General features: G+C 31.0%; 19 protein-coding genes and 2 pseudogenes. 11 read left to right on the forward strand and 10 right to left on the reverse strand.

Annotated elements, in window-relative coordinates:
- Positions 1-36 precede the first annotated feature (36 nt).
- From porX to AC0L4B_RS12905, 5 genes and pseudogenes are all read left to right on the forward strand, one after another.
- Positions 37-1,589: pseudogene (gene porX / locus AC0L4B_RS12885) on the forward strand (T9SS response regulator signal transducer PorX).
- A gap of 19 nt (positions 1,590-1,608) precedes the next feature.
- Positions 1,609-2,022, forward strand: coding sequence for a tRNA (adenosine(37)-N6)-threonylcarbamoyltransferase complex ATPase subunit type 1 TsaE (gene tsaE, locus AC0L4B_RS12890; protein ID WP_473437275.1), 414 nt, complete (start codon positions 1,609-1,611; stop codon positions 2,020-2,022).
- 169 nt (positions 2,023-2,191) lie between these two features.
- Positions 2,192-2,335: a hypothetical protein gene (locus AC0L4B_RS12895; protein WP_473437276.1), complete on the forward strand. Its 144-nt coding sequence runs from the start codon at positions 2,192-2,194 to the stop codon at positions 2,333-2,335.
- Positions 2,298-2,819: a hypothetical protein gene (locus tag AC0L4B_RS12900; RefSeq protein WP_236011255.1), complete on the forward strand. Its 522-nt coding sequence runs from the start codon at positions 2,298-2,300 to the stop codon at positions 2,817-2,819. The genes AC0L4B_RS12895 and AC0L4B_RS12900 overlap by 38 nt, the downstream gene beginning before the upstream one ends.
- Before the next feature lie 237 nt (positions 2,820-3,056).
- Positions 3,057-4,256, forward strand: a complete 1,200-nt coding sequence (locus AC0L4B_RS12905) for an alanine dehydrogenase (protein WP_473437277.1) — start codon at positions 3,057-3,059, stop codon at positions 4,254-4,256.
- A gap of 449 nt (positions 4,257-4,705) precedes the next feature.
- On the opposite strand, the gene AC0L4B_RS12910 is transcribed toward AC0L4B_RS12905, so the two are convergent.
- Entirely contained in the window at positions 4,706-5,881 is a 1,176-nt protein-coding gene (locus AC0L4B_RS12910) for a proline dehydrogenase family protein (RefSeq protein ID WP_473437278.1), read from the reverse strand.
- A 95-nt stretch (positions 5,882-5,976) separates the two neighbouring features.
- Here AC0L4B_RS12910 and aroB point away from each other — a divergent pair, with 95 nt between their 5' ends.
- Both aroB and AC0L4B_RS12920 read left to right on the forward strand, forming a co-directional pair.
- The gene (aroB, locus tag AC0L4B_RS12915) at positions 5,977-7,041 is read left to right on the forward strand and encodes a 3-dehydroquinate synthase (protein ID WP_473437279.1); all 1,065 of its coding nucleotides are present in this window, start codon (positions 5,977-5,979) and stop codon (positions 7,039-7,041) included.
- Between the two features lie 85 nt (positions 7,042-7,126).
- A complete protein-coding gene (locus AC0L4B_RS12920) occupies positions 7,127-7,423 on the forward strand; it encodes a hypothetical protein (protein ID WP_473437280.1) in 297 nt (98 codons plus the stop codon).
- Here AC0L4B_RS12920 and AC0L4B_RS12925 read toward each other — a convergent pair whose 3' ends face one another.
- The 4 genes from AC0L4B_RS12925 to AC0L4B_RS12940 all read right to left on the reverse strand — a co-directional run bounded on the left by AC0L4B_RS12925 (position 7,424) and on the right by AC0L4B_RS12940 (position 9,707).
- Positions 7,424-7,939 carry a DinB family protein gene (locus tag AC0L4B_RS12925; RefSeq protein WP_473437281.1) on the reverse strand — a complete coding sequence of 172 codons (516 nt, stop codon included), beginning with the start codon at positions 7,937-7,939 and terminating at the stop codon, positions 7,424-7,426.
- A gap of 79 nt (positions 7,940-8,018) precedes the next feature.
- Positions 8,019-8,498, reverse strand: a complete 480-nt coding sequence (locus tag AC0L4B_RS12930; protein ID WP_028289815.1) for an Lrp/AsnC family transcriptional regulator — start codon at positions 8,496-8,498, stop codon at positions 8,019-8,021.
- 73 nt (positions 8,499-8,571) lie between these two features.
- The gene (locus tag AC0L4B_RS12935; RefSeq protein ID WP_473437282.1) at positions 8,572-9,510 is read right to left on the reverse strand and encodes a M14 family zinc carboxypeptidase; all 939 of its coding nucleotides are present in this window, start codon (positions 9,508-9,510) and stop codon (positions 8,572-8,574) included.
- Positions 9,510-9,707, reverse strand: a complete 198-nt coding sequence (locus AC0L4B_RS12940; protein WP_473437283.1) for a hypothetical protein — start codon at positions 9,705-9,707, stop codon at positions 9,510-9,512. The genes AC0L4B_RS12935 and AC0L4B_RS12940 overlap by 1 nt, the downstream gene beginning before the upstream one ends.
- A 312-nt stretch (positions 9,708-10,019) precedes the next feature.
- Here AC0L4B_RS12940 and AC0L4B_RS12945 point away from each other — a divergent pair.
- From AC0L4B_RS12945 to AC0L4B_RS12955, 3 genes and pseudogenes are all read left to right on the forward strand, one after another.
- Positions 10,020-10,465: pseudogene (locus tag AC0L4B_RS12945) on the forward strand (helix-turn-helix domain-containing protein).
- A 223-nt stretch (positions 10,466-10,688) separates the two neighbouring features.
- Positions 10,689-11,063, forward strand: a complete 375-nt coding sequence (locus AC0L4B_RS12950; protein ID WP_473437284.1) for a DNA topoisomerase IV — start codon at positions 10,689-10,691, stop codon at positions 11,061-11,063.
- Between the two features lie 3 nt (positions 11,064-11,066).
- Positions 11,067-11,852, forward strand: coding sequence for a TerC family protein (locus tag AC0L4B_RS12955; RefSeq protein ID WP_473437285.1), 786 nt, complete (start codon positions 11,067-11,069; stop codon positions 11,850-11,852).
- Positions 11,853-11,898: 46 nt separating this feature from the next.
- Here the strand turns inward: AC0L4B_RS12955 and AC0L4B_RS12960 are convergent, their stop codons facing one another.
- The 5 genes from AC0L4B_RS12960 to ychF all read right to left on the reverse strand — a co-directional run bounded on the left by AC0L4B_RS12960 (position 11,899) and on the right by ychF (position 19,316).
- Positions 11,899-12,939 (reverse strand): hypothetical protein, encoded by a 1,041-nt coding sequence (locus AC0L4B_RS12960; protein WP_473437286.1) that lies wholly within the window; start codon positions 12,937-12,939, stop codon positions 11,899-11,901.
- 90 nt (positions 12,940-13,029) lie between these two features.
- Positions 13,030-15,717, reverse strand: coding sequence for a DNA gyrase/topoisomerase IV subunit A (locus AC0L4B_RS12965; protein ID WP_473437287.1), 2,688 nt, complete (start codon positions 15,715-15,717; stop codon positions 13,030-13,032).
- Positions 15,718-17,577 (reverse strand): DNA topoisomerase IV subunit B, encoded by a 1,860-nt coding sequence (locus AC0L4B_RS12970; RefSeq protein WP_473437288.1) that lies wholly within the window; start codon positions 17,575-17,577, stop codon positions 15,718-15,720.
- Between the two features lie 112 nt (positions 17,578-17,689).
- Positions 17,690-18,148 carry an SRPBCC family protein gene (locus AC0L4B_RS12975; RefSeq protein ID WP_473437289.1) on the reverse strand — a complete coding sequence of 153 codons (459 nt, stop codon included), beginning with the start codon at positions 18,146-18,148 and terminating at the stop codon, positions 17,690-17,692.
- Positions 18,149-18,221: 73 nt separating this feature from the next.
- Positions 18,222-19,316: a redox-regulated ATPase YchF gene (gene ychF / locus AC0L4B_RS12980; protein ID WP_473437290.1), complete on the reverse strand. Its 1,095-nt coding sequence runs from the start codon at positions 19,314-19,316 to the stop codon at positions 18,222-18,224.
- A gap of 227 nt (positions 19,317-19,543) precedes the next feature.
- Between ychF and AC0L4B_RS12985 the strand changes: the two genes are divergently transcribed.
- Positions 19,544-22,426 carry a TonB-dependent receptor gene (locus AC0L4B_RS12985; RefSeq protein WP_473437291.1) on the forward strand — a complete coding sequence of 961 codons (2,883 nt, stop codon included), beginning with the start codon at positions 19,544-19,546 and terminating at the stop codon, positions 22,424-22,426.
- Positions 22,427-22,521: the final 95 nt, after the last annotated feature.

Here is a 22,521-nt window from a genome sequence, read left to right on the forward strand (position 1 = left end):
CTTAAGCCTTTATTTAATTAATATACACAAATATACATGAACAATATAAATATTCTTTGGGTTGACGACGAAATTGATTTACTAAAACCTCATATCCTGTTTTTAGAGAAAAAAATTACAATGTCACAACCTGTAATAGCGGTACAGAAGCCATAGAAATTCTGGACGACAAAAAATTTGATATTGTTTTTTTAGACGAAAACATGCCAGGATTAACAGGCTTGGAAACACTACATGAAATTAAAGAAAAGCAAGACACACTTCCAGTAGTAATGATTACTAAAAGTGAAGAAGAATACATTATGGAAGAAGCTATAGGTAATAAAATAGCCGATTACCTTATAAAACCTGTAAACCCAAACCAAATACTTTTAAGTCTTAAAAAGAATTTAGACCATTCTAGATTAGTGTCTGAAAAAACGACCTCTAATTACCAACAAGAATTCCGAAAAATAGCAATGGACATGGCTATGGTCAATAGTTATGAAGAATGGGCAGATTTATACAAAAAATTAATTTATTGGGAAATTCAACTAGAAGATATTGAAGATCCTAGCATGTTTGAAATTTTAGAATCACAAAAAAACGAAGCCAATACTCAATTCGGGAAATTTATAGATAAACATTATCCGTCTTGGTTTGAGCCAAATACAGACGCTCCTACTTTATCACATACATTATTTAGAGAAAAAATTGCACCAGAACTTAGTAAAGAGCAACCAACACTGCTTGTTGTTGTTGACAATTTACGTTATGATCAATGGAAAGCTTTTGAACCTTTTGTAAATAACCATTACAAAAAAACAAAAGAAGAAGCTTTTTACAGCATACTTCCAACAGCAACACAATATGCTAGAAATGCCATATTCTCTGGATTAATGCCAAGAGACATGGAAAGTTTACATCCTGAATATTGGAAAAACGATACTGACGAAGGCGGGAAAAATCTTCATGAAGCCGATTTTTTAAATGCACAAATGAAACGTTTAGGTTTAACAAAACTTAAGCATGAGTATTATAAAATTACAAATCTAGCTGCAGGAAAAAAATTAGCAGACAACTTCAAAGGACTTAAAGATAATGACTTAACCGTAGTTGTTTATAATTTTGTTGACATGTTATCACACAGCAAAACAGAGATGGATGTCGTAAAAGAATTAGCATCAAACGATAAAGCTTATAGAAGTTTAACCCAAAGTTGGTTTAAAAACTCTCCTTTGCTTGAAATGATACAGCAAGCTCAACAATTAGGCTTTAAATTAATTATCACTACAGACCATGGTACTATCAATGTGAAAAATCCATCTAAAGTTATTGGAGACAGAGATACAAGTTTAAATTTACGTTATAAAACAGGACGTAGTTTAAGTTATGAAAACAAAGATGTTTTGGCTGCTAAAGACCCAAAATCAATACATCTTCCAACCATTAACATGAATAGCTCGTTTATATTTGCTAAAAACGATTTGTTTTTTGCTTACCCTAATAATTACAACCACTATGTTAGCTATTATCGCAACACCTACCAACATGGAGGTGTGTCTTTAGAAGAAATGATAATACCTTTTGTTGTATTAAATCCTAAATAAACTATTTTTGCTTAAAAAAGTGGATATAAACTATAACTTAGAGAATGTAGAAGCTGTTGCTAAACAAGTTTTAGAAACTGCTACTTCCAAAACAATATTATTTGAAGGAGAAATGGGTGTTGGAAAAACCACACTTATTAAAACCTTAGTTAAACTTTTAGGAAGTATTGACAATGTTAGTAGCCCTACTTTTTCTTTAGTAAATGAATACAAAGGTCAAAATGATACTATTTATCATTTTGACCTTTATAGGATAGAAGACGAAACGGAGTTGTACGACTTTGGTATTGACACTTACCTTTACAATAATAATTATGTGTTGGTAGAATGGCCAGAACTATTAAAACCTTTAATTCAAGACAGCTATAGTATTATCCGCATTAAACTGTCAGAAAAATCTACACGTTACCTAACCTTAGAAAATTTTAGCTAAAATCAGCACTTTTGTCTTTCAAAAAAAGTGTTTTTACAATCAATTGCGGTTTTAACCACAGTGAAAAATTCAAAAAAGTCATTTTTTAACATATTTTTAACATTTAACAGGTTTTTGAATTAACTTTTTATCTAAATTCGAGATGTAAACTAATTTAATCCCTACTAAAATGAGAACTAAAAAATATGTAATAGTGATTGCTATTTTTGGTGGAGTAATATTCTCTGCACAAGCGTCAAATCTTATTGATTTAAATGAACAACAAACAACAGAAATTGACAGAAATAGAATCAAAATCCCAACTCACGGATAATAAATCTTTTATAATAGGTAGTATTATAGCTACATTTATAGCTATAACCCCATATATTTTCTATTACTATGAAAGTGTTCCAGACGTGAAAATTTGGAATACTTTTTTGTTTAATTACGATAGTAAATACTACTTGAGCGCTCAAGTAGGAATATGGACTATTATTGGAAAATTTGTACCATTATATTTATTAATAATCTGGTTTTTCACCTGTCGCCATTGGTGGTACCATGCATTATTAATACCTATAATCATGTATTTTTTTCAATTTGCTACTGTAATAAACGAGGATTTAAAATATGTAGATACAAACCAATTTTTGTATCTAGTAATCATGATGGCTATAGTAATCCCATCTATCTATTTAGTTAGAGCAAGGATTTTTAACAAAATAAATACAGTAAACAAATCGCTTCAAGATTTAGAAGATGAACTAACCATAAAACCAAAAACACTTTGGGGGAAAATCAGGCAATATTTTTAACTAGCCTATTACCTATAATTAATAACCCACTACCCTAAACATGCTAAACAATCTCCTAAATACAGCTATAAAATTTAAAATAAAAACAACCAAAAATAAATCTAACTTGACACTACAACAACAAGAGGAAGATTTGTTAAGAAAACCGACCAACCTGTGGGAAAAAATAAGACTTTATTTTTAGTACAATAAGTTGCAATAATTTTGTAATTTGTTGTTTTAAAAATCAACTAAATTATGTCCAAACCACTGTCTCCATTTTCTAAAGCAGAATTAATCCCTCAAGAAGAAACTTTAGAGATTTTTAAGCACAAAAGCAGTCTTTTTATAGGAATCCCCAAAGAAACAGCTTTTCAAGAAAAACGTGTTTGCCTTACTCCAGATGCTGTATCTGCAATTGTAAGCAATGGTCATCGTGTACTTATAGAGTCAGAAGCTGGTAAAGGCGCTAATTTTAGTGACAAAGATTACAGCGAAGCTGGAGCTGAAGTTACCAAAGACACCGCAAAGGTGTACTCTTGTCCTATGATTTTAAAAGTTGAACCTCCTACTCTAGAAGAATTAAACTTAATAAATCCACAAACTACTCTAATATCTGCACTACAACTTAAAACACAATCAAAAAAATATTTTGAAAAATTAGCATCAAAACGTATCACAGCTTTGGCTTTTGAATTTATTCGTGATGAAGATGGTGCTTATCCTGCAGTTAGAGCATTAAGCGAAATTGCAGGAACTGCATCTGTATTAATTGCATCTGAATTATTAAGCAATTCTAGCAATGGTAACGGATTAATGTTTGGTAATATTAGTGGTGTTCCTCCAATAGAAGTAGTAATACTTGGTGCAGGAACTGTTGGAGAGTTTGCAGCAAGAAGTGCTATTGGACTTGGTGCAAACATTAAGGTTTTTGACAATTCTATTACAAAACTACGTTGTTTACAAGCTAATTTAGGTCGTACAATTTACACATCAACTTTACAACCAAAATACTTAGGCAAAGCTTTAAAGCGTTGCGATGTAGTTATTGGCGCTGTAAGAGGCAAAGACAGAGCCCCTATTATTGTATCCGAAACTATGGTTGAAACTATGAAAAAAGGATCTGTAATTATTGATGTTAGTATTGATATGGGTGGATGTTTTGAAACTAGCGAAGTCACATCACACAATAACCCAACTTTTAGAAAGAACGGAGTTATACATTATTGTGTACCAAATATTCCTGCAAGATATTCTAGAACTGCTTCTGCTTCTATAAGTAATATTTTTACACCATATTTATTAGAAATAGCAGATAATGGTGGGCTTGAACACGCTATTAGATTTGATAAAGGTTTAAAAAACGGACTCTATTTTTACCACGGAATTTTAACAAATCGTGCAGTTGGAGAATGGTTTGACTTAAAACATAGTGATATTAACCTTTTAATATTTTAAATTTGCAGTTCGAAAAAATTTAAAATGAAAATATTACAACGTATTGGCTATTATTTAGGAGGTTTTGCAATAGGATTAGTATTACTAGCCTTTTTTTAAACGGAAGAGGTGTTTCTTGCGAGTATAATTACGGTCCTGAAGGTCGTGTATTAAAAAGCATAAGAACTAAAACACTTCAGTTTTCCGAAGCCAGCAAAACTATTCTTGCTACAAAGACTATTGACACAGCTGCTATTAGTTATTTATTAAAAGAAGGAGGTGTTGACTTTTCTAAAAGTCAACCAAGACAAGAACCTTGTGGGATTTACTATATTTCTGGAACTACAAAAGACAAAAAACAATTTGAATTATTAGTTCAAAATTGCGATAGTATTGCCACAATGCAATCTATTAAACAATTAGATTAATAAAATCTAAAAAAACAAATCCAAAATTAAGAGTAAATACTTCTATTTACTCTTTCTGCGTTTACGTTCTGCTTTCAACAAAGTTAACTCGCGACCTGTTTGTCCTGCAACAGATGTATTTTCTTCTGCACGTCTAATTAAGTATGGCATCACATCTTTAACAGGTCCAAATGGCAAATACTTTGCAACATTATATCCTTGAGCTGCCAAATTAAAACTAATATGATCACTCATTCCGTATAACTGACCAAACCACACGCGATTATCTTTTTTATCTATACCTAGTTCATCCATTATTTTCATGGCTAAATAAGTACTTTCTTCGTTATGTGTTCCTACAAAAATTGAAATATCACTTAAGTTCTCTAGTATATATAATAGGCAATTGTTAAAATTTTTGTCAGTAGTAATTTTATCTTTACATATTGGTGAATCATACCCTTTTTCAAGCGCACGCTCACGCTCTTTTTCCATGTAAGCACCACGTACAATTTTATACCCTAACGTATATCTACCTTGTTTAGCTCTTTCATTCGATGCTTTTAAATATTCAAGTCTATCATGTCTATAAGTTTGAAGCGTATTATACACAATTGGTTTACCTGTATTATAAACTTTCATCATGTCTTCAGCTAGCTCATCTGCAGCCTCTTGCATCCAGCTTTCTTCACCATCAATTAAAACCTCCACATCTTTAGCTTTGGCTAACTTACATATAGCATGATAACGCTCTACAATCCTACTCCATTCCGCAGCTTCTTCGTTAGTAAAAGATTTCCCTTCCCCTTTTTTCTGAAACAAATAAAAACGTCCTAAACCAGTTGGCTTAAATACAACTATTGGCATCGCTTCTTTTTCATCACAAAAATGAACTAGTTTGATGATTTTTTCTTTAGCAGAATCAAATTGATTTTCAACCGCTTTTCCTTCGACAGAATAATCCAAAACAGAACAAACACCTGCTGTATACATTTTGTCTATAACACTTAAACAGTCATCTTCATTAACACCTCCACAAAAATGATCAAATACAGTAGCACGTATTAAACCTTCTACAGGCAAATGAGCTTTTAAAGCAAAATTAGTAGCAGCTGTACCAATTCTAACAAGCGGTTGATTAGAAATCATTTTAAATAAAAAGTAAGCTCGTTCTAATTCCGAATCACTTTTTAATCTAAAAGCCACTTCTGTATTTTCAAAAAAAGAGTCCTTTATCATATTTATATTTTTTAAGACGAAACAAATATACTATGTATTACCAATAGTTTTTAAAAAAACCATTAATTTTACAGCTTAACGTTTTCAAGTTTTTCATGACTCCAATTACAACTCAAGACTATAGTATTCAGTTTAACTCAGATTGCTATTCATCCTTAAGCAATTACATTCAAAACAATACGTTTTCAAACATTTTTATACTAGTAGATAGTAATACTTCTGATCTTTGTTTACCCAAACTTTTATCTCAGTTAAATACAGAATTAACTATAGAAGTTATTGAGATTGAAGCAGGAGAACAACATAAAACTATCGAGACTTGTTTAGGTGTTTGGCAAACTTTATCTGAGTTAGGTGCAGACCGTAAATCCTTAATGCTAAATTTGGGTGGTGGAGTCGTTACTGATTTAGGTGGTTTTGTTGCCTGTACATATCAAAGAGGTATTGACTTTATAAATATCCCTACAACTCTTTTATCTATGGTTGACGCGTCAATTGGAGGAAAAAATGGCGTGGATTTAGGTGCTATAAAAAACCAAGTTGGGATTATAAAAACACCAAATATGGTATTAGTAGATACAGACTATTTATCTACATTATCAAGTCGAGAAATGAGATCTGGATTAGCCGAAATGCTTAAACATGGATTAATACACAATGAATTATACTACAATGATTTATCAACATTATCTAAACTAACACTTGAAGATTTAGATCAGTTAATTTATGATTCGATTTTAATCAAAAAAGATATTGTTGAACAAGATCCTACTGAACAAAATTTAAGAAAATCTCTTAATTTTGGACACACGCTAGGTCATGCAATTGAGTCGTTTTATTTAAACCATGAATCTAAAGCTTTATTACACGGAGAAGCTATAGCTATTGGTATGATTTTAGAAACTTATCTATCTAATCAATTATTAGATTTTCCGGAAGATAAAATGCAACTTATAAAAGAAAACACCATAAAGGTTTATGGTAAAGTTGAAATTCCTGAAGAAGACTACCTTCCTATTATCGAGCTAATGAAGTTTGATAAGAAAAATGTAAAAGGTAATATTAACTTTGTATTATTAAATAGTATAGGCGATCCAAAAATCAATCAAACCACAACTAATGAACTGATAATCAAATCGTTTAAGTTTTACAATAATTAACACTTTTGTATTACAAAAAATTGTAATTTTAAGTAATTGCAAAAATTGCAAGACTCTCCAATCAGTTAATTTAAACTAAATTGGTATGCGAAAAGTTATTGTAGATTACAAAAAATTGACTCCAGAAGTACTCAATCTGTTAACCTCAAAATTTCCTGATGGTTATGGTGATAATGACATTATAACCTTTGATAATCATAGAAATGAGACCATTGAAGCTGTTGAAGTCAAAACAAACGACACTATTTACCTTGTTAAAGTCAGCAGTAAACTGCATTACACTATGACAAATTTTGACAATTCAGAAGTCTTTAAGACCAATGATAATGGACATATCATCACAGAAATAGAAGACAAAACACTAGACAGTGAAGAGGAATAATTATAAGTAAAGTCTTTTTATAACGCTATTATGATGTATTTCATGACCAATAATTAAAAACCCTAAAGCTCTTACAGACACCTCTCCTGCTCCAGCAATCCCTTTACTTTTTAAAGTTTGAACATCAAAACTTTTAAACAATGTTAAAGTTGCTTGCCTCACACTCTCATACTCCTCTAACAAGCTATCTAAAGAACGATTAGATGCTTTTGACACGTCAACATAGTCATTTTCATTAAAACCTAATAAAGCTGTTTTGTCTTGTCTAGCAAAACGTAGCGCACGATAACAAAAAATACGCTCTGTATCAATTAAATGACTTATAATCTCTTTTATAGTCCATTTTCCTTCAGCATACCTGTAATCCAATTTAGATTCTATAATTGACTTATAAAAGTCTAGATTAGTATTTAAACCCGAAATCAAACCAGGAACTAATTCTATATCAACAGCTAAATCTATATAACCTTTAAAATAAGGAATATACTCGTCATTTTTTAAATCTAAAATTGTCATAAATTGAATTTTAAGTAAATTAAACAAAAAACGCTTCAAAAATGAAGCGTTTTCTAAAGTTGTAATAATTTAAAACGACTTACAAATCGTTAAAAATACTGTGCATTAAACGTTTTTTGTCGTTTATACTCTCGTCTAAAGAAATCATAGTTTCTGTTCTGTACACACCTTCAATGTCATCTAACATAAAGATAACGTCCTTTGCATGCTCTGTATTTCTTGCTCTAATCTTACAAAAGATATTAAATTTACCTGTTGTTACATGTGCAACAGTTACATAAGGTATCTCACTAATACGCTCTAAAACAAATGATGTTTTAGACGTGTTTTGAAGAAAAACACCAACATAAGCAATAAATGAATACCCAAGTTTTTTATAATCTAAAGTCAATGACGACCCTTTGATTATTCCTGCATCTTCCATTTTCTTTACTCTAACATGAACTGTACCAGCAGAAATCAATAATTTTTTTGCGATATCAGTAAAAGGTACTCTTGTGTTTTCGATTAACATATCAAGAATTTGATGATCAATTTCATCCAATTTAAACTTTGCCATTTTGTGTTTTTATTAAATAATAAACAAAATTAAAACATTTTTAATGAATTATCTATATTAAAATTTAAGAATTTTAAAGATTTAATGATAATTTCACATTGTTTACGATTACGAAATCGATTTCGTTGTTAATTGACACAACTTCATTATTTGAAGTAAAAACCTTACTATTATTAACAATCAGCACTTTATGAGCATGGAATTTTGACAAATCCTCAATAGCTATAATTTTAGGAATAAATTTTAGTTGCTTATCAATTAATCGTTCTTGATAGTTAATTCCAATATCAAAAACACCTTTATCAAATAGTGCATTTTTAATTATTATATCATAAAAAAGCTTTCCGTTTTCTGGAATTTTAAAATAATCTTGATGATTTTTACCAGTAACGTCATGGTTTGCAATGTAATTTAATGTCACTACTAAAGATTTAAAAACAAATCGCCTTACCTCTTCCCTATCATAATCATCTTTATAATGACCAGCCTCAAATAAGACCGTAGGTGTGCTTAAGTTTTGAAACGTATCTCCAACACAGTTTATATTAAAACCATCGTCATAACGTCCTATTTGGTCTGGTAAATCCAATTGAAGCGTATGGTTTATAGCGTTAATAACTTCCATAGCTTGTTTCCTTGCTAAGGTTAAGCTACGATCAACATCGGCAGCTGGTGATAAAAAAGATAATGTAGCTATATTGCTGGTTTGTCCAGCACTAAATAAAGTACGCTGACCATGTAAATTAAGACAAAAGTCAGGTTTAAAAGTAGCATAACAGTCTTGTAATACTTGGCTTTCTGGTTGAGTTAAATCTTGTGCGTCACGATTTAAATCTACTTGATTAGCATTTAGTCTAGTATAAGCTTCAGATCCATCTGGATTAAGCATTGGGATGATTTTAATAGTACATTTATCTAAAACAGACTTTAACTGACCATCATATATGGTATTTAAAAGGTCAAAACAAGCTTTAGTAGTTGTAGACTCGTTACCATGCATTTGAGACCACATCAAGATTTTTTTGGTCCTTTACCTAAAGTTATGGTATTAATATTTTTACCCAATACTGACTGACCAATACAATCAATTGTAAAAACATCGGACAGTTTATCCATTAACGGAATAAGGTCTTTTAAGGTAATATATCGACCAAAAATTTTGGGTTCTTTATACGTATCATATAAAGTATTTAAAAGTGTATTATCCATAGGTGTTTATTTCGTTTACAAATGTAACACTTTAGTTATTTACATTTGTAAACATAGTGTTTTACATTTGTAATTTACTTTTGTAAACGAATTACTATTCAAAGCGCAATAAAATAAGTGCTTAAAACACAAATAATTACAAATCAGATTTATTAATCTATAAAATATTTTAAATCAAGTATTTATAAACTATAATTTAAAGTTATACTTTATTAAAAAACCACCTTATAAACAGCTTTAATTGTAAAACAAACACCTCTTTTTACAATTGTAACATTGTTTATTTGATTCAATTGTTTACATTTGTATCACATGATAAACAATGCAGAATTTTCTAAAAGACTTCAAAAAGTCATCGATTATTACAGTGAAAGCGCCTCTTCTTTTGCTGAAAAAGTAGGTGTACAACGCTCTAGTATTTCACATATATTATCAGGTAGAAACAAACCAAGTTTAGAATTTGTTTTGAAGGTATTAGACACTTTTCCTGAAGTAGAGTTATATTGGTTGATGAATGGAAAAGGACATTTTCCAAAAAGTATATCAGTTCCAAAAATCGAAAAACCTCCTACTCCAAAAAAACTGGATCAGGACTTATTCACTAATTCTGAAAACTTAGATTCAGAAATTCCTAAAAATCCAGAATTAAAAAATATTGAAGCTTTTCAAAATTTAAATCCTAATATTTCAAAAGGAAAAAAATTGATCGCATTGTCATTTTTTATTCTGATGGTAGTTTTTCTAATTATGAAAATTGAAATTAATTTTAAATATTATCTAAAAATTTTCAATTTTAAAAAATCGAAGCTATTTCTCTTTTTTTAAGTAGAAATATACTTTTTACTAGATAAATTGATTTTTTCAAATTTTACGAATTTGATGTTAGGTACATAAATTTTTCAAATACGCGATTTATAGAAAGGTTGCTTTTTTAGTTAAATAAGCAAACATTTGATTAATTTTGTAGTAAACCGTTTTTTGATGAAAATAAAATTTTTATACCTACTATTACTAACTACATTTTTTAACTGCTACACTATTGAAAGAGATTGTAAAACTTTTAAAACAGGACAATTTTATAGTGAAGTGAAAATTGGAGATATTATCTATAAATCTAATTTTACTAGAAATGACAGTTTACAAATTGAAACTTATGATGGCAAAATTGATAGTACACAAGTAAGATGGGTCAATGATTGTGAAGTGATTTACAAAACTATTAATCCTAAAAACATGGCTGAACGCAAAGATGTTCATCTTAAAATTTTAACCACAACAGATTCTTCTTATACTTTTGAATATTCATATGTAGGTGAAACAAATAAACAAAAAGGAACTGCTTATATAAAACAATAAATTATGTTAGATTTTTTTACTTCAAGTGATGCCATATTTGCCTTGCTTACCTTAACTTTTCTTGAAATAATTTTAGGAATAGATAATATTGTATTCATCTCTATTGCTGCAAACAAATTACCAGAAGAGCAACGTAGTAAAGTCACTAATATTGGATTGTTGTTAGCAATGGTCCAACGTATAATACTATTGTTTTTTGTATCATTTTTAGTTGGATTATCAGAGCCTTTTTATAAGCTAGATTTAGACTGGATGCATCTTGAGTTAAGTTGGCAAGCTTTAATATTATTTTTTGGAGGACTGTTTTTAATATACAAGTCAACTTCTGAAATTAGAGAAAAAGTTGATACACCTAAGCATGATGAAGACCAAGTTAAAGGAAAAGTAATTAAGTCCTTACAACAAGCAGTAGTTCAGATTTTAATTATAGATTTTATATTTTCAATAGACTCTATTTTAACAGCTGTTGGTATGACTAATGGATTATCAGAAAACCATAATTACAACTTAATTTTAATGATCGTTGCAGTTATAATTTCTATAATAATAATGATTTCTTTTGCTAATAAAATTAGACGCTTTATAGAGAGTAATCCTAGTATACAAATATTAGGGTTATCGTTTTTAATTTTAATTGGTTTTATGTTAATTACAGAAGCTGGTCACTTATCGCACACTACATTTTTTGGTAATACAGTTGGAGCAATACCTAAAGGTTATTTATATTTTGCTATTGCTTTTTCTTTATTTGTTGAGTTTTTAAATCAGAAAATTAGCAAGAAAAAATAAAAAAAGCCATCCGAAAGGATGGCTTTTTTTATATCTTATGCTAAGATTACTTTGATAAATAGACTGATGAAGCAGCTGCCAAACTATTATTTATAAAAGGAGCAATATTACCTCCTGTTTCAAAATTATTGAAAGCTAAAATTTGGCCTCCACTATTACCTGCTTCTGCAATATAAACCGTTTGTGTTGTTGCGTCGTAAGCTACATCTACTGGATTACCCATTAATGTTGCTGATCCAGAAACTCTAACCTGCTGATCTAAAGCTAAAGTTTCTCCTTCTGAAAGCGTGTTAAATTTATTTGTAAAACCTTCTATATAATGAAAGCCTCCATCATCTTGACCATTTGAGGCTTCTCCAATATCAGTCAAAATCATAACGTCTGATTGTGTATCATAAGTCAAACCATGAGTTCTAACTATACCTTCAACAGCTATCGTTTTTGTGGCGCTTAATGACATATCTGTTGTATTATTTAAGAAGTCTGTAAATACTGCTAATTGATTTGTAGCATCAACTATAGCATACAAATCATCACCTTTAAAGGTAATACCCCAAAGTTTAAAATCTGTTATTATAGTGTTTCTTAAAGTTATAGTATTACCTGATTTACTGTAAATAAAAAGTCGTCCATCTGGTGTAGTAGTATCACCATCTACATCTGCATTATCTGCAACAACAATTAAATTACCGTTAACTGCTACTTCCCTAGGACTCTCCATATCATTTGTTCCGTCTGCATCTACTTCTATTGTGGTTCCAGAAGTTAAAATACTTGTAGCATTGTAACCTTCTAAACCTAAATCTGACCTTGATGCTTGTAGTAAAAAATCTTCATCTTGATTATAATATACTCCATCTGCTGCTAAGCTTGCAGTTACTAAAGTGGAAGTTGCAACTGAATTTTGATCTGTTACATCATAAATGGTAATATTTCCGTCAGAATTATTTGAAGCATATAATTGTACGGAAGCTGCTGGTTGATCATCCATAGCTACAGAATTATCATCATCATCACTGCATGATAACAATGAAAAAGTTGCAAATAGAGAAAAAATTGTGGTCTTTGTTAATCTTGTTGTTTTCATAAAAGTTAAATATTTATTGGTTTTGCTGTACTTACGTAAACAACAAAAACAAGGTTTTAAATATTTAACATTTTATGATTTACTTAACAATTAAAACAAACTAGCCTGACCTTTATCGTCTGAACTACCATCCTGACTATCATTAGATTTAGTCTCTTTTTCTTCAGAATTATTAGTATCAGAATTATTTTCTTTTTTATCAGAAATTACTTCTTCATCAACCACTTCAACTGTTTCAGCTGAAATTTCTTCTGGTGATTCAAAAGGTATTGGATCTAATAAATTAATGGCATTTACTTTATCTTTAGTTAATTGGTTTCCTAAAGCAGAAATCCCTTTAATAGCAATAAATTCCTCTAAATTCACCTCTTCATTATCCTTTCTATCTTTACCTCTTTCTTTTGAAAATACTATTTCAGCGACTGGTATCCAATCGGTAGAAACAATTTCTAATTGCGAGTTAGGATGATCGGTTATAAATAATTCTTCTTTATTTTCATTTTCAATTAAAAAACGTTTTACGTAATATCGTTCTTTATCTCCATCAAAATATACTGCGGAAATTGGTTTTTTGGGTATCCATTTTTCCATGATAATCATATCACTATCAAAGTGTAAAGTCACTTCTGGAGTTACTGTTTTTACGATACCTTTTTGATTAATTAGCAACAGCTTATCCTCTCCTTTAAATTCGCCAATAAGCTCTCCTCTTCCATCAACATTAATACGTTGTACAGTCTCGTCAAACCAAATTTTACGAGGTTTTAATGTAGAAATTCCTTTCTCTTTTAAGTCAACAGATTTGATAGCATATTTAGTTACCAAATTACCTTTAGAAGCACGTCCTTTAATTAAAATATCAGCAAAATCTAAATCCCATTTCAACTTTTTAACACTTCCAACTTGACGTAAACTTATTGCCACTACTTCTGCTTCACCATTAGGATTAGCAGAAAAATACCAAGCTTTAGACCCTTTATTACCATTGGTTAAATCGTAAAGTTTATCACGTGTCATTGCAGTTACAGCAAAACGCTTAACATAGGATGGACCTTTACTTCCATCACGATAAATCATGTTATAAATGGTACGTTTATCTTTCTTTTTAAAGACCGCTACGTGGATAATATTTTTACCAATAAAGGTTTTGCTATCCACTTTAGTAACCATCATTTTACCATCTGCAGTAAAAGCAATAATATCATCAATATCACTACAATCACAAACATATTCGTCACGACGCAAAGACGTACCTAAGAAGCCTTCTGCCCTATTAACGTATAATTTTGTGTTACGTATAACCACCTTGGTAGCATCTACATCCTCAAAAGCACGCAATTCTGTTTTACGCTCTCTACCTTCGCCATATTCCTTTTTTAATCTAGTAAAATACGCAATTGCATACTCTATTAAATTTGCTAAATGGTGTTTTACTTCGGCAATTTGCTCTTCTAAAGCATCAATTTTTTGTTGAGCTTTATCAATATCAAACTTTGAAATACGTTTAATACGAATTTCTGTCAATCGTGTTATATCTTCAACAGTAACAGCACGTTTTAAATGCTTAATGTGAGGTTTTAAACCTTTATCTATAGCTTCAATTACGCCTTCCCAAGTTTCTTCTTCTTCAATATCACGATAGATACGATTTTCGATAAAAATACGCTCTAAACTCGCAAAATGCCATTGCTCTTCAAACTCTCCAAGCTTAATTTCTAGTTCCTGTTTTAATAACTGAACTGTGTTATCTGTACTACGACGTAACATGTCTGTAACACCTATAAATAGTGGTTTATTATCTTCAATAACACAACCTAAAGGCGAAATTGAAGACTCGCATGCAGTAAAGGCATATAAAGCATCTATAGTTTTGTCTGGAGATAATCCTGAAGGTAAATGAATTAATATTTCTACTTCAGCAGATGTATTATCTTCAATTTTTTTAATTTTTATTTTTCCTTTGTCGTTAGCCTTTAAAATAGAATCTATTAATGATGATGTTGTTGTCCCAAAAGGCAACTCATTTATCACTAAAGTATTTTTATCTAATTGATTAATCTTGGCACGACAACGTATTTTTCCACCACGTAATCCATCATTATATTGACTACAATCAGCAATTCCTCCTGTTGGAAAATCTGGTACTAATGTAAAACGTTTACCTTGAAGATGCTTTACAGAAGCATCAATAAGCTCAATAAAATTATGAGGTAATATTTTGGTTGATAAACCTACTGCAATACCTTCTCCACCTTGAGCTAACAATAACGGAAACATTACTGGTAAATTTACAGGCTCTTTACGACGACCATCATAAGAGGCTTGCCACTCAGTAATTTTAGGATTATAAACAACGTCTAAACCAAATTTTGATATTCTGGCTTCAATATATCTTGAGGCTGCAGCACGATCTCCTGTTAAGATATTTCCCCAGTTTCCTTGAGTATCTATAAGTAAATCTTTTTGACCAATTTGGACCATAGCATCAGCAATACTAGCATCACCATGTGGATGATACTGCATGGTGTGACCTACAATGTTTGCTACTTTATTGTAACGTCCATCATCTAAATCCTTCATTGAATGCATGATACGACGTTGTACAGGTTTAAAACCATCTTCAATAGCTGGTACTGCACGTTCTAGAATCACATAGGATGCGTAATCTAAAAACCACTCTTTATACATACCAGTAATTCTGGTAATGGTTTCTTGAGGCTCTTGGTTTTCTATATTATCTAAATTGTCGTTGGTTAGGTCGTCGTTGTCTTCTGCCATTTATTTACTTTCCTCAATTAAATCAAGTTCTACTTTAAGATTATCTATTATAAATTCTTGTCTTTTAGGCGTGTTTTTTCCCATGTAAAAGGATAACAGTTCTTCAATAGACATATTATCATCCAACATTACTGGATCTAATCTAATATCTTCACCAATAAAATGTACAAATTCGTCTGGACTAATTTCACCTAATCCTTTAAATCGAGTAATTTCTGGTTTAGGTTTCAATTTTTCAATTGCATCTACACGTTCTTGTTCAGAGTAACAATAGATGGTTTCTTTTTTATTACGAACTCTAAATAATGGAGTTTGTAAAATATATAAATGTCCTTCTTTAATGACTTCTGGAAAAAATTGTAAAAAGAAGGTTATTAATAATAACCTAATGTGCATTCCATCGACATCGGCATCTGTTGCTATTACTACGTTATTATATCTTAAGTCCTCTAAGGATTCTTCAATATTTAAAGCTGCTTGAAGTAAGTTAAACTCTTCATTTTCGTACACAATCTTTTTTGTTAAACCATAACAGTTTAAAGGTTTTCCTTTAAGACTAAAAACCGCTTGTGTATTAACATCTCTAGATTTTGTTATACTACCTGATGCAGAGTCTCCCTCTGTTATAAACAGTGTACTTTCTAAGTTGCGTTCATTTTTTGTGTCTCCAAAATGTACACGACAATCACGTAATTTTTTGTTATGTAAACTGGCTTTTTTAGCTCTATCTTTAGCTAATTTACGTATTCCTGATAGCTCTTTACGCTCTCTTTCGGCCTGTAATATTTTACGTTGTAACTTGTCTGCAGTTTCTGGATTTTTATGCAGATAATTATCTAAATACGTTTTTAAAAAGTCTGTTACATAAGTACGTACAGTTGGAAGCTCTCCTCCCATATCTGTAGATCCTAATTTTGTTTTGGTTTGACTTTCAAAAACAGGCTCCATTACCTTTATTGCGACAGCACTAACTACAGATTTACGTATATCTGAGGCATCATATTGTTTACCAAAAAAGTCTCTAATAGTTTTAACTAAACCTTCTCTGAAGGCATTTAAGTGCGTACCACCTTGAGTGGTATTTTGTCCGTTTACAAAACTATTATACTCTTCACTATACTGTGTTTTACTATGTGTAATTGCTACTTCAATATCATCACCTCGTAAATGAATGATAGGATATAACAGGTCGGTTTCAGCTATTTTTTCGGCTAATAAATCCTTTAAACCGTTTTCGCTATAAAATTTCTCTCCATTAAAAACGATGGTTAAACCTGGATTTAAATAGACATAGTTTTTAAGCATTTTAACTACATATTCTGCTCTAAATTTGTAGTTTTTAAATATTAAATCATCAGGAACAAAAGATACTTTGGTACCTTTACGTCGACTGGTTTCTTCTAAAAATTCTTGATTTACAAGGTTACCTTGCTCAAAGTCAGCAGAAGCACTTTTACCATCTCTTGAAGATTCTACTCTAAAATAAGAAGACAAAGCATTTACAGCTTTAGTACCTACACCATTTAATCCAACAGATTTTTTAAAGGCTTTACTATCATACTTTCCACCTGTATTCATTTTAGATACAACGTCTACCACTTTACCTAAAGGAATACCACGACCATAATCTCGTACAATAACTTTAGTACCTTGAATAGAAATCTCGATGGTCTTACCTGCTCCCATAACAAACTCATCAATCGAGTTGTCTAACACCTCTTTTACAAGGATATATATACCATCATCGGGAGACGAACCATCACCAAGTTTACCAATATACATACCAGGACGCATACGTATATGCTCTTTCCAGTCTAGTGATCGTATATTGTCTTCGGTATATTTAGTTTGTTCTGACATATGGTTTTGGTGCAATTTAGAGATACTGTGCTAATATAATATAACACATTAAAAAATGAAACACTGACTTAATAAAGTAATTAACAATAGATAATTTATCTGATTAAAAATCTCATTTCTTAAGTGTTTCTACCTTGAATTTTAAACTTTTATTTCTTGTATTAAGCAAATTGGTGATGTATTTTTTTAAAAATAAAACATTTGCAATTTTACCCAAAACTCCAAAAGGAGATTTAAAATAAAATTTATCTACCATTATTGTTTTATTATTTTGAACAGAAAAAATATGTTCATGCTTAAAACTTTTAAACGCTCCTGAAACCATTTCGTCAACAAAATAATTAGGTGAATTAAATTGTGTTATTCTTGATGTTAGTTGTTGTTTAACACCAAAATGAAACGCTTCCCATGTTACAGTTTCTCCTAGTTCAATTAAGCCAGATGTTTTACCAGTAATAGCTTTTTCTTTTGAATGTTTTAGTGATTCAGTATGAAAATCTATATTTCTTGATAAATCAAAACACGTTTTGATATCCGCATCAATTATAGTTTTAAGTGTTATTAATGGCATGATGTAAATATATACAAAAACGCCATAATGACTAACATCATTATGGCGTTTAAATGTTGTTGTAATAATTTATTTACACGTTAAATAAGAAATGCATTACATCTCCATCTTTAACTATATAATTTTTACCTTCAACACGCATCTTACCAGCTTCTTTAACCTTAGCTTCACTTCCAAACTCTACATAATCATCGTAACCAATAACTTCAGCACGAATAAAACCTTTTTCAAAATCTGTGTGAATGACTCCTGCTGCTTGAGGACCTGTAGCACCAACATTTACGGTCCATGCCCTAACCTCTTTAACACCAGCAGTAAAATACGTTTGTTGGTTTAATAATTTATAAGCTGATCTAATTAATTTAGCTGCTCCTGGCTCTTCCAAACCTATATCCGCAAGAAACATTTGACGCTCTTCGTAATCATCTAACTCGTTAATATCTGCTTCTGTTCCAACAGCTAACACTAACACTTCAGCGTTTTCATCTTTAACAGCTTCTTTAACCAAATCTACATATTGATTACCCGAAACCGCACTTCCTTCGTCTACATTACAAACATACATTACTGGTTTGTCGGTAATTAATTGAGACGGTTTTACGTAATCTTTATAATCTTCTTCTGAAAATTCGACAGCCCTAACAGATATTCCTGCTTCTAAAGCTTCTTTTATCTTAAGTAAAACAGCTTCTTCTGCTTGAGCTTCTTTATTTCCCGTTTTAGCAGCACGCTTTACTTTATCTAATTTTTTATCTACAGTTTCTAAATCTTTTAGCTGTAACTCCATGTCAATAGTTTCCTTATCTCTAATTGGATTTACATTACCATCAACATGTACGATATTGTCATTATCAAAACAACGTAAAACATGTAAGATGGCGTCAGTTTCTCTAATATTAGCTAAAAACTGATTTCCTAAACCTTCTCCTTTACTAGCACCTTTAACTAATCCTGCAATATCTACAATCTCAACAGTTGCTGGTAATACACGCTCTGGATTAACTAAGCTTTCTAATTTTTCTAATCTTGGATCTGGTACGTTAACGACTCCAATGTTTGGCTCTATAGTACAAAACGGAAAGTTTGCACTTTGCGCTTTTGCATTAGACAAACAATTAAATAAGGTTGATTTACCAACGTTAGGCAATCCTACAATTCCTGCTTTCATTTACTAAAAATTTATCACAAATTAAGGATGCAAATATAGTACTATATCATTAACTATTTCTCACTTAACAAGAATTAAATAAATTCAAAAATAAATTTAATTTTATATAATAATTTAACTTAAAACATACATTATCAATATGTTTTGTATTAAATTTAGAATAATAATAATTCGTATTGTAGTAATTTTAACATAAATTAGCAGTAATTAACCAAAATTTCATTTAAATGATTAAAAAATTGAAAATTATGTTTTTGCTACTATTTACTGTAGCATTTGCACACGCACAAACTGGTGTTACCGGAACAGTGACAGACATTAATGGCTACGGAATACCAACCGTTAATGTTGTCGAAAAAGGGACGTCAAACGGAACCACAACGGATTTTGATGGTAATTACACACTTAATGTTTCTAATGGAGCTGTGTTAGTGTTTAGCTATGTTGGCTATGAAACTAAAGAACTAAAAGTGGACAACGCAACCAACTTTAATGTTACATTAACAAGCGGAGAAGCTTTAGACGAAGTTGTATTGGTTGGATCCAGAACAGCACCAAGAAGTAATGTTAATAGTGCATTACCTATTGATGTTGTTGGAGTAAAAGAATTAACTTCTACTGGACAACCTACTTTTGATAAGGCCCTACAGTACAGAATCCCCTCATTCAATACTGTACAAACTCCTGTTAATGATGCTACATCCTTATTGGATCCTTATGAAATTAGAAACATGGGACCAAGTAGAACATTAATTTTAATTAACGGGAAACGTAAAAACTTAAGTGCTTTATTATACACACAAACTTCTCCTGGTCGTGGAGAAACTGGTGCAGATATTTCTGCAATACCAACTGATGCTATTAAACGTGTAGAAATACTTCGTGATGGTGCGTCTGCACAGTATGGATCTGATGCTATTGCTGGTGTAATGAATATAATACTTAAAGACAACGCAAACTTTGGTTCTGCTACCTTAAGAAGTGGAATAACAAGTGAAGGTGATGGAGAAATGATTGGTATTGCAGTCAATAATGGATCTACAATTGGCGATAATAAAGGTTTTATAAATTATACTATTGATTTTTCTAAAACTAACTTAGCCAATAGACCAGGAACGGTTGATGCTGAAGGAGAATTTAATGATTTTGTATATGTTAACCCAAACGATTCTGATGGAAACCCATTACCAAATGCAACAAATATCATTACAGGAAACACTATTGGATTAGCCTCTGTAAATGAATACCTTTCACGTAATCCTGATGCAGATAATATTAATGGATCTCCTGAAAATGCAGCTTCTAAATTTTTAATAAACGGTGGATTTGACCTAAGTGACAATACAGAATTATACATGAATGCTGCTTACGTCTATAAAAAGGTGAATAGTTTTGCAAATAACAGAACGCCATACTGGAGACGTGCCCAAGCTTTTAACCCTGATGATGTTGATGGTGTTGACTACTTCTCTTATTTAGATGATTTTTTTCCTGGCAACAATCCTAATACTCCTGGAGGGTATGATGGGTACGCACCTACTTTTGAAGGATTACTAAACGACTACAATGGTACTATTGGAATTAAAACTAAAATTAACGATTGGAATGTTGATTTGAGTTATACAACTGGAGGAAACACACAAACCTATACCGTTAGTCAATCCCATAACAGAAATGCTGTATTTTCACCTACCTACAACCCTGACACAGGTGAATTTGAGCCAACTGAACTTTACAGAGAAAATAGTCAACAATCTTTTGATCCAGGAGGAACTAAATTTACCCATAATGTTGGTAATATAGATATCTCTAGAGTGCTATCTGATAAAGTTAGTGTTGGTTTTGGTGCTGAATTTAGAAATGAAACCTTTGAAATTATTGAAGGGGAATTAGCATCTTATGATGGTGGTGGTGCAGATTCGTTTGCTGGAAATAGTCCTGAAAATTCAGGAAAATTTAACCGCTATAATATTGGTGGATATTTCTCTTTAGACTATGATGTTAGTGATGCTTTTTTATTAAGCGGAACTATAAGAACTGAAAATTACTCTGATTTTGGTAATACTTTTGTTTATAAATTAAGTACACGATACAAATTAACTGACAATCTAACTGCAAGAGCTTCTATTTCTTCAGGATTTAGAGCACCAACATTACACCAAATATATACACAAAAAGCACAATACAGTTTTATACCTGGTCAAGGAATACAAGTTGGAGGTTTAATTAATAATGTTTCCACTCAAGCAAAGCTATTAGGTATACCAGAATTAGATGCTGAAACATCTAATAACTTTACAATTGGTTTTGGTGGTAAATTAGCCAACAACTTAACTTTTACTGTAGACTATTATAATATTTCAGTTGACGACAGGATAATACTAGGTTCTGAAATAACAGGAACAGAGTTTGATGATGATGGAAACAACATAGGAACAACTCCCTTAGATGATATTTTAAGAGATAATAATTTAAGTGATGTTAGTTTTTTCTCTAATGCAATAGACACACGCACCTCAGGAATAGATCTAGTATTAAGCAAAAAAAATATAGGTATTGGCGAAGGTGACTTAGATTTAAACTTATCTGGTAACTATACAATTCAAAACGAAAGAGACGGTGATGTTAAAGACATCGCTCTAGTCGCAAATGCAGGACAGTCTGTTGTAAACGCCACGCAAGAAGCCTTGTTTTTCACTTCTAGACCAAAATCTAAATGGATTTTAGGTGCTAATTATGACATTAACAAATTTGGTTTCTCACTTAACAACACCTACTTTGGTAAAACCACTTTTAAACAACAAGGTATGAGTAATGATTTACGAACAGAATTTATACCTAAGATAGTTACAGATTTAGGTATTAATTATAATGCTTCAGAAAAACTAACACTGTCGTTAAACATTAATAACCTATTAAATGTGTTACCTGAGTGGGAATTTAAAGCAGAAAATGCAGCTGGTGATGCTATTTTAGCAGATCCTGCAGCTACAAAAAACCAATCTAATTTAATTACATTTAACCAACGTTACTCGCAAATGACTTATGATGGTTACCATTTTAGTCAACTTGGAACAATGTTTAATTTATCTTTAAATTATAAGTTTTAAAAAATCTGACCCTCTTATTAAAACCAAAAAAGCAACTCAAATTTGAGTTGCTTTTTTAATTATAATATAAAGTATTGAGCTAAAGCTCAGGTTTT

The organism is Olleya sp. NP1-10 (genome assembly GCF_055804415.1).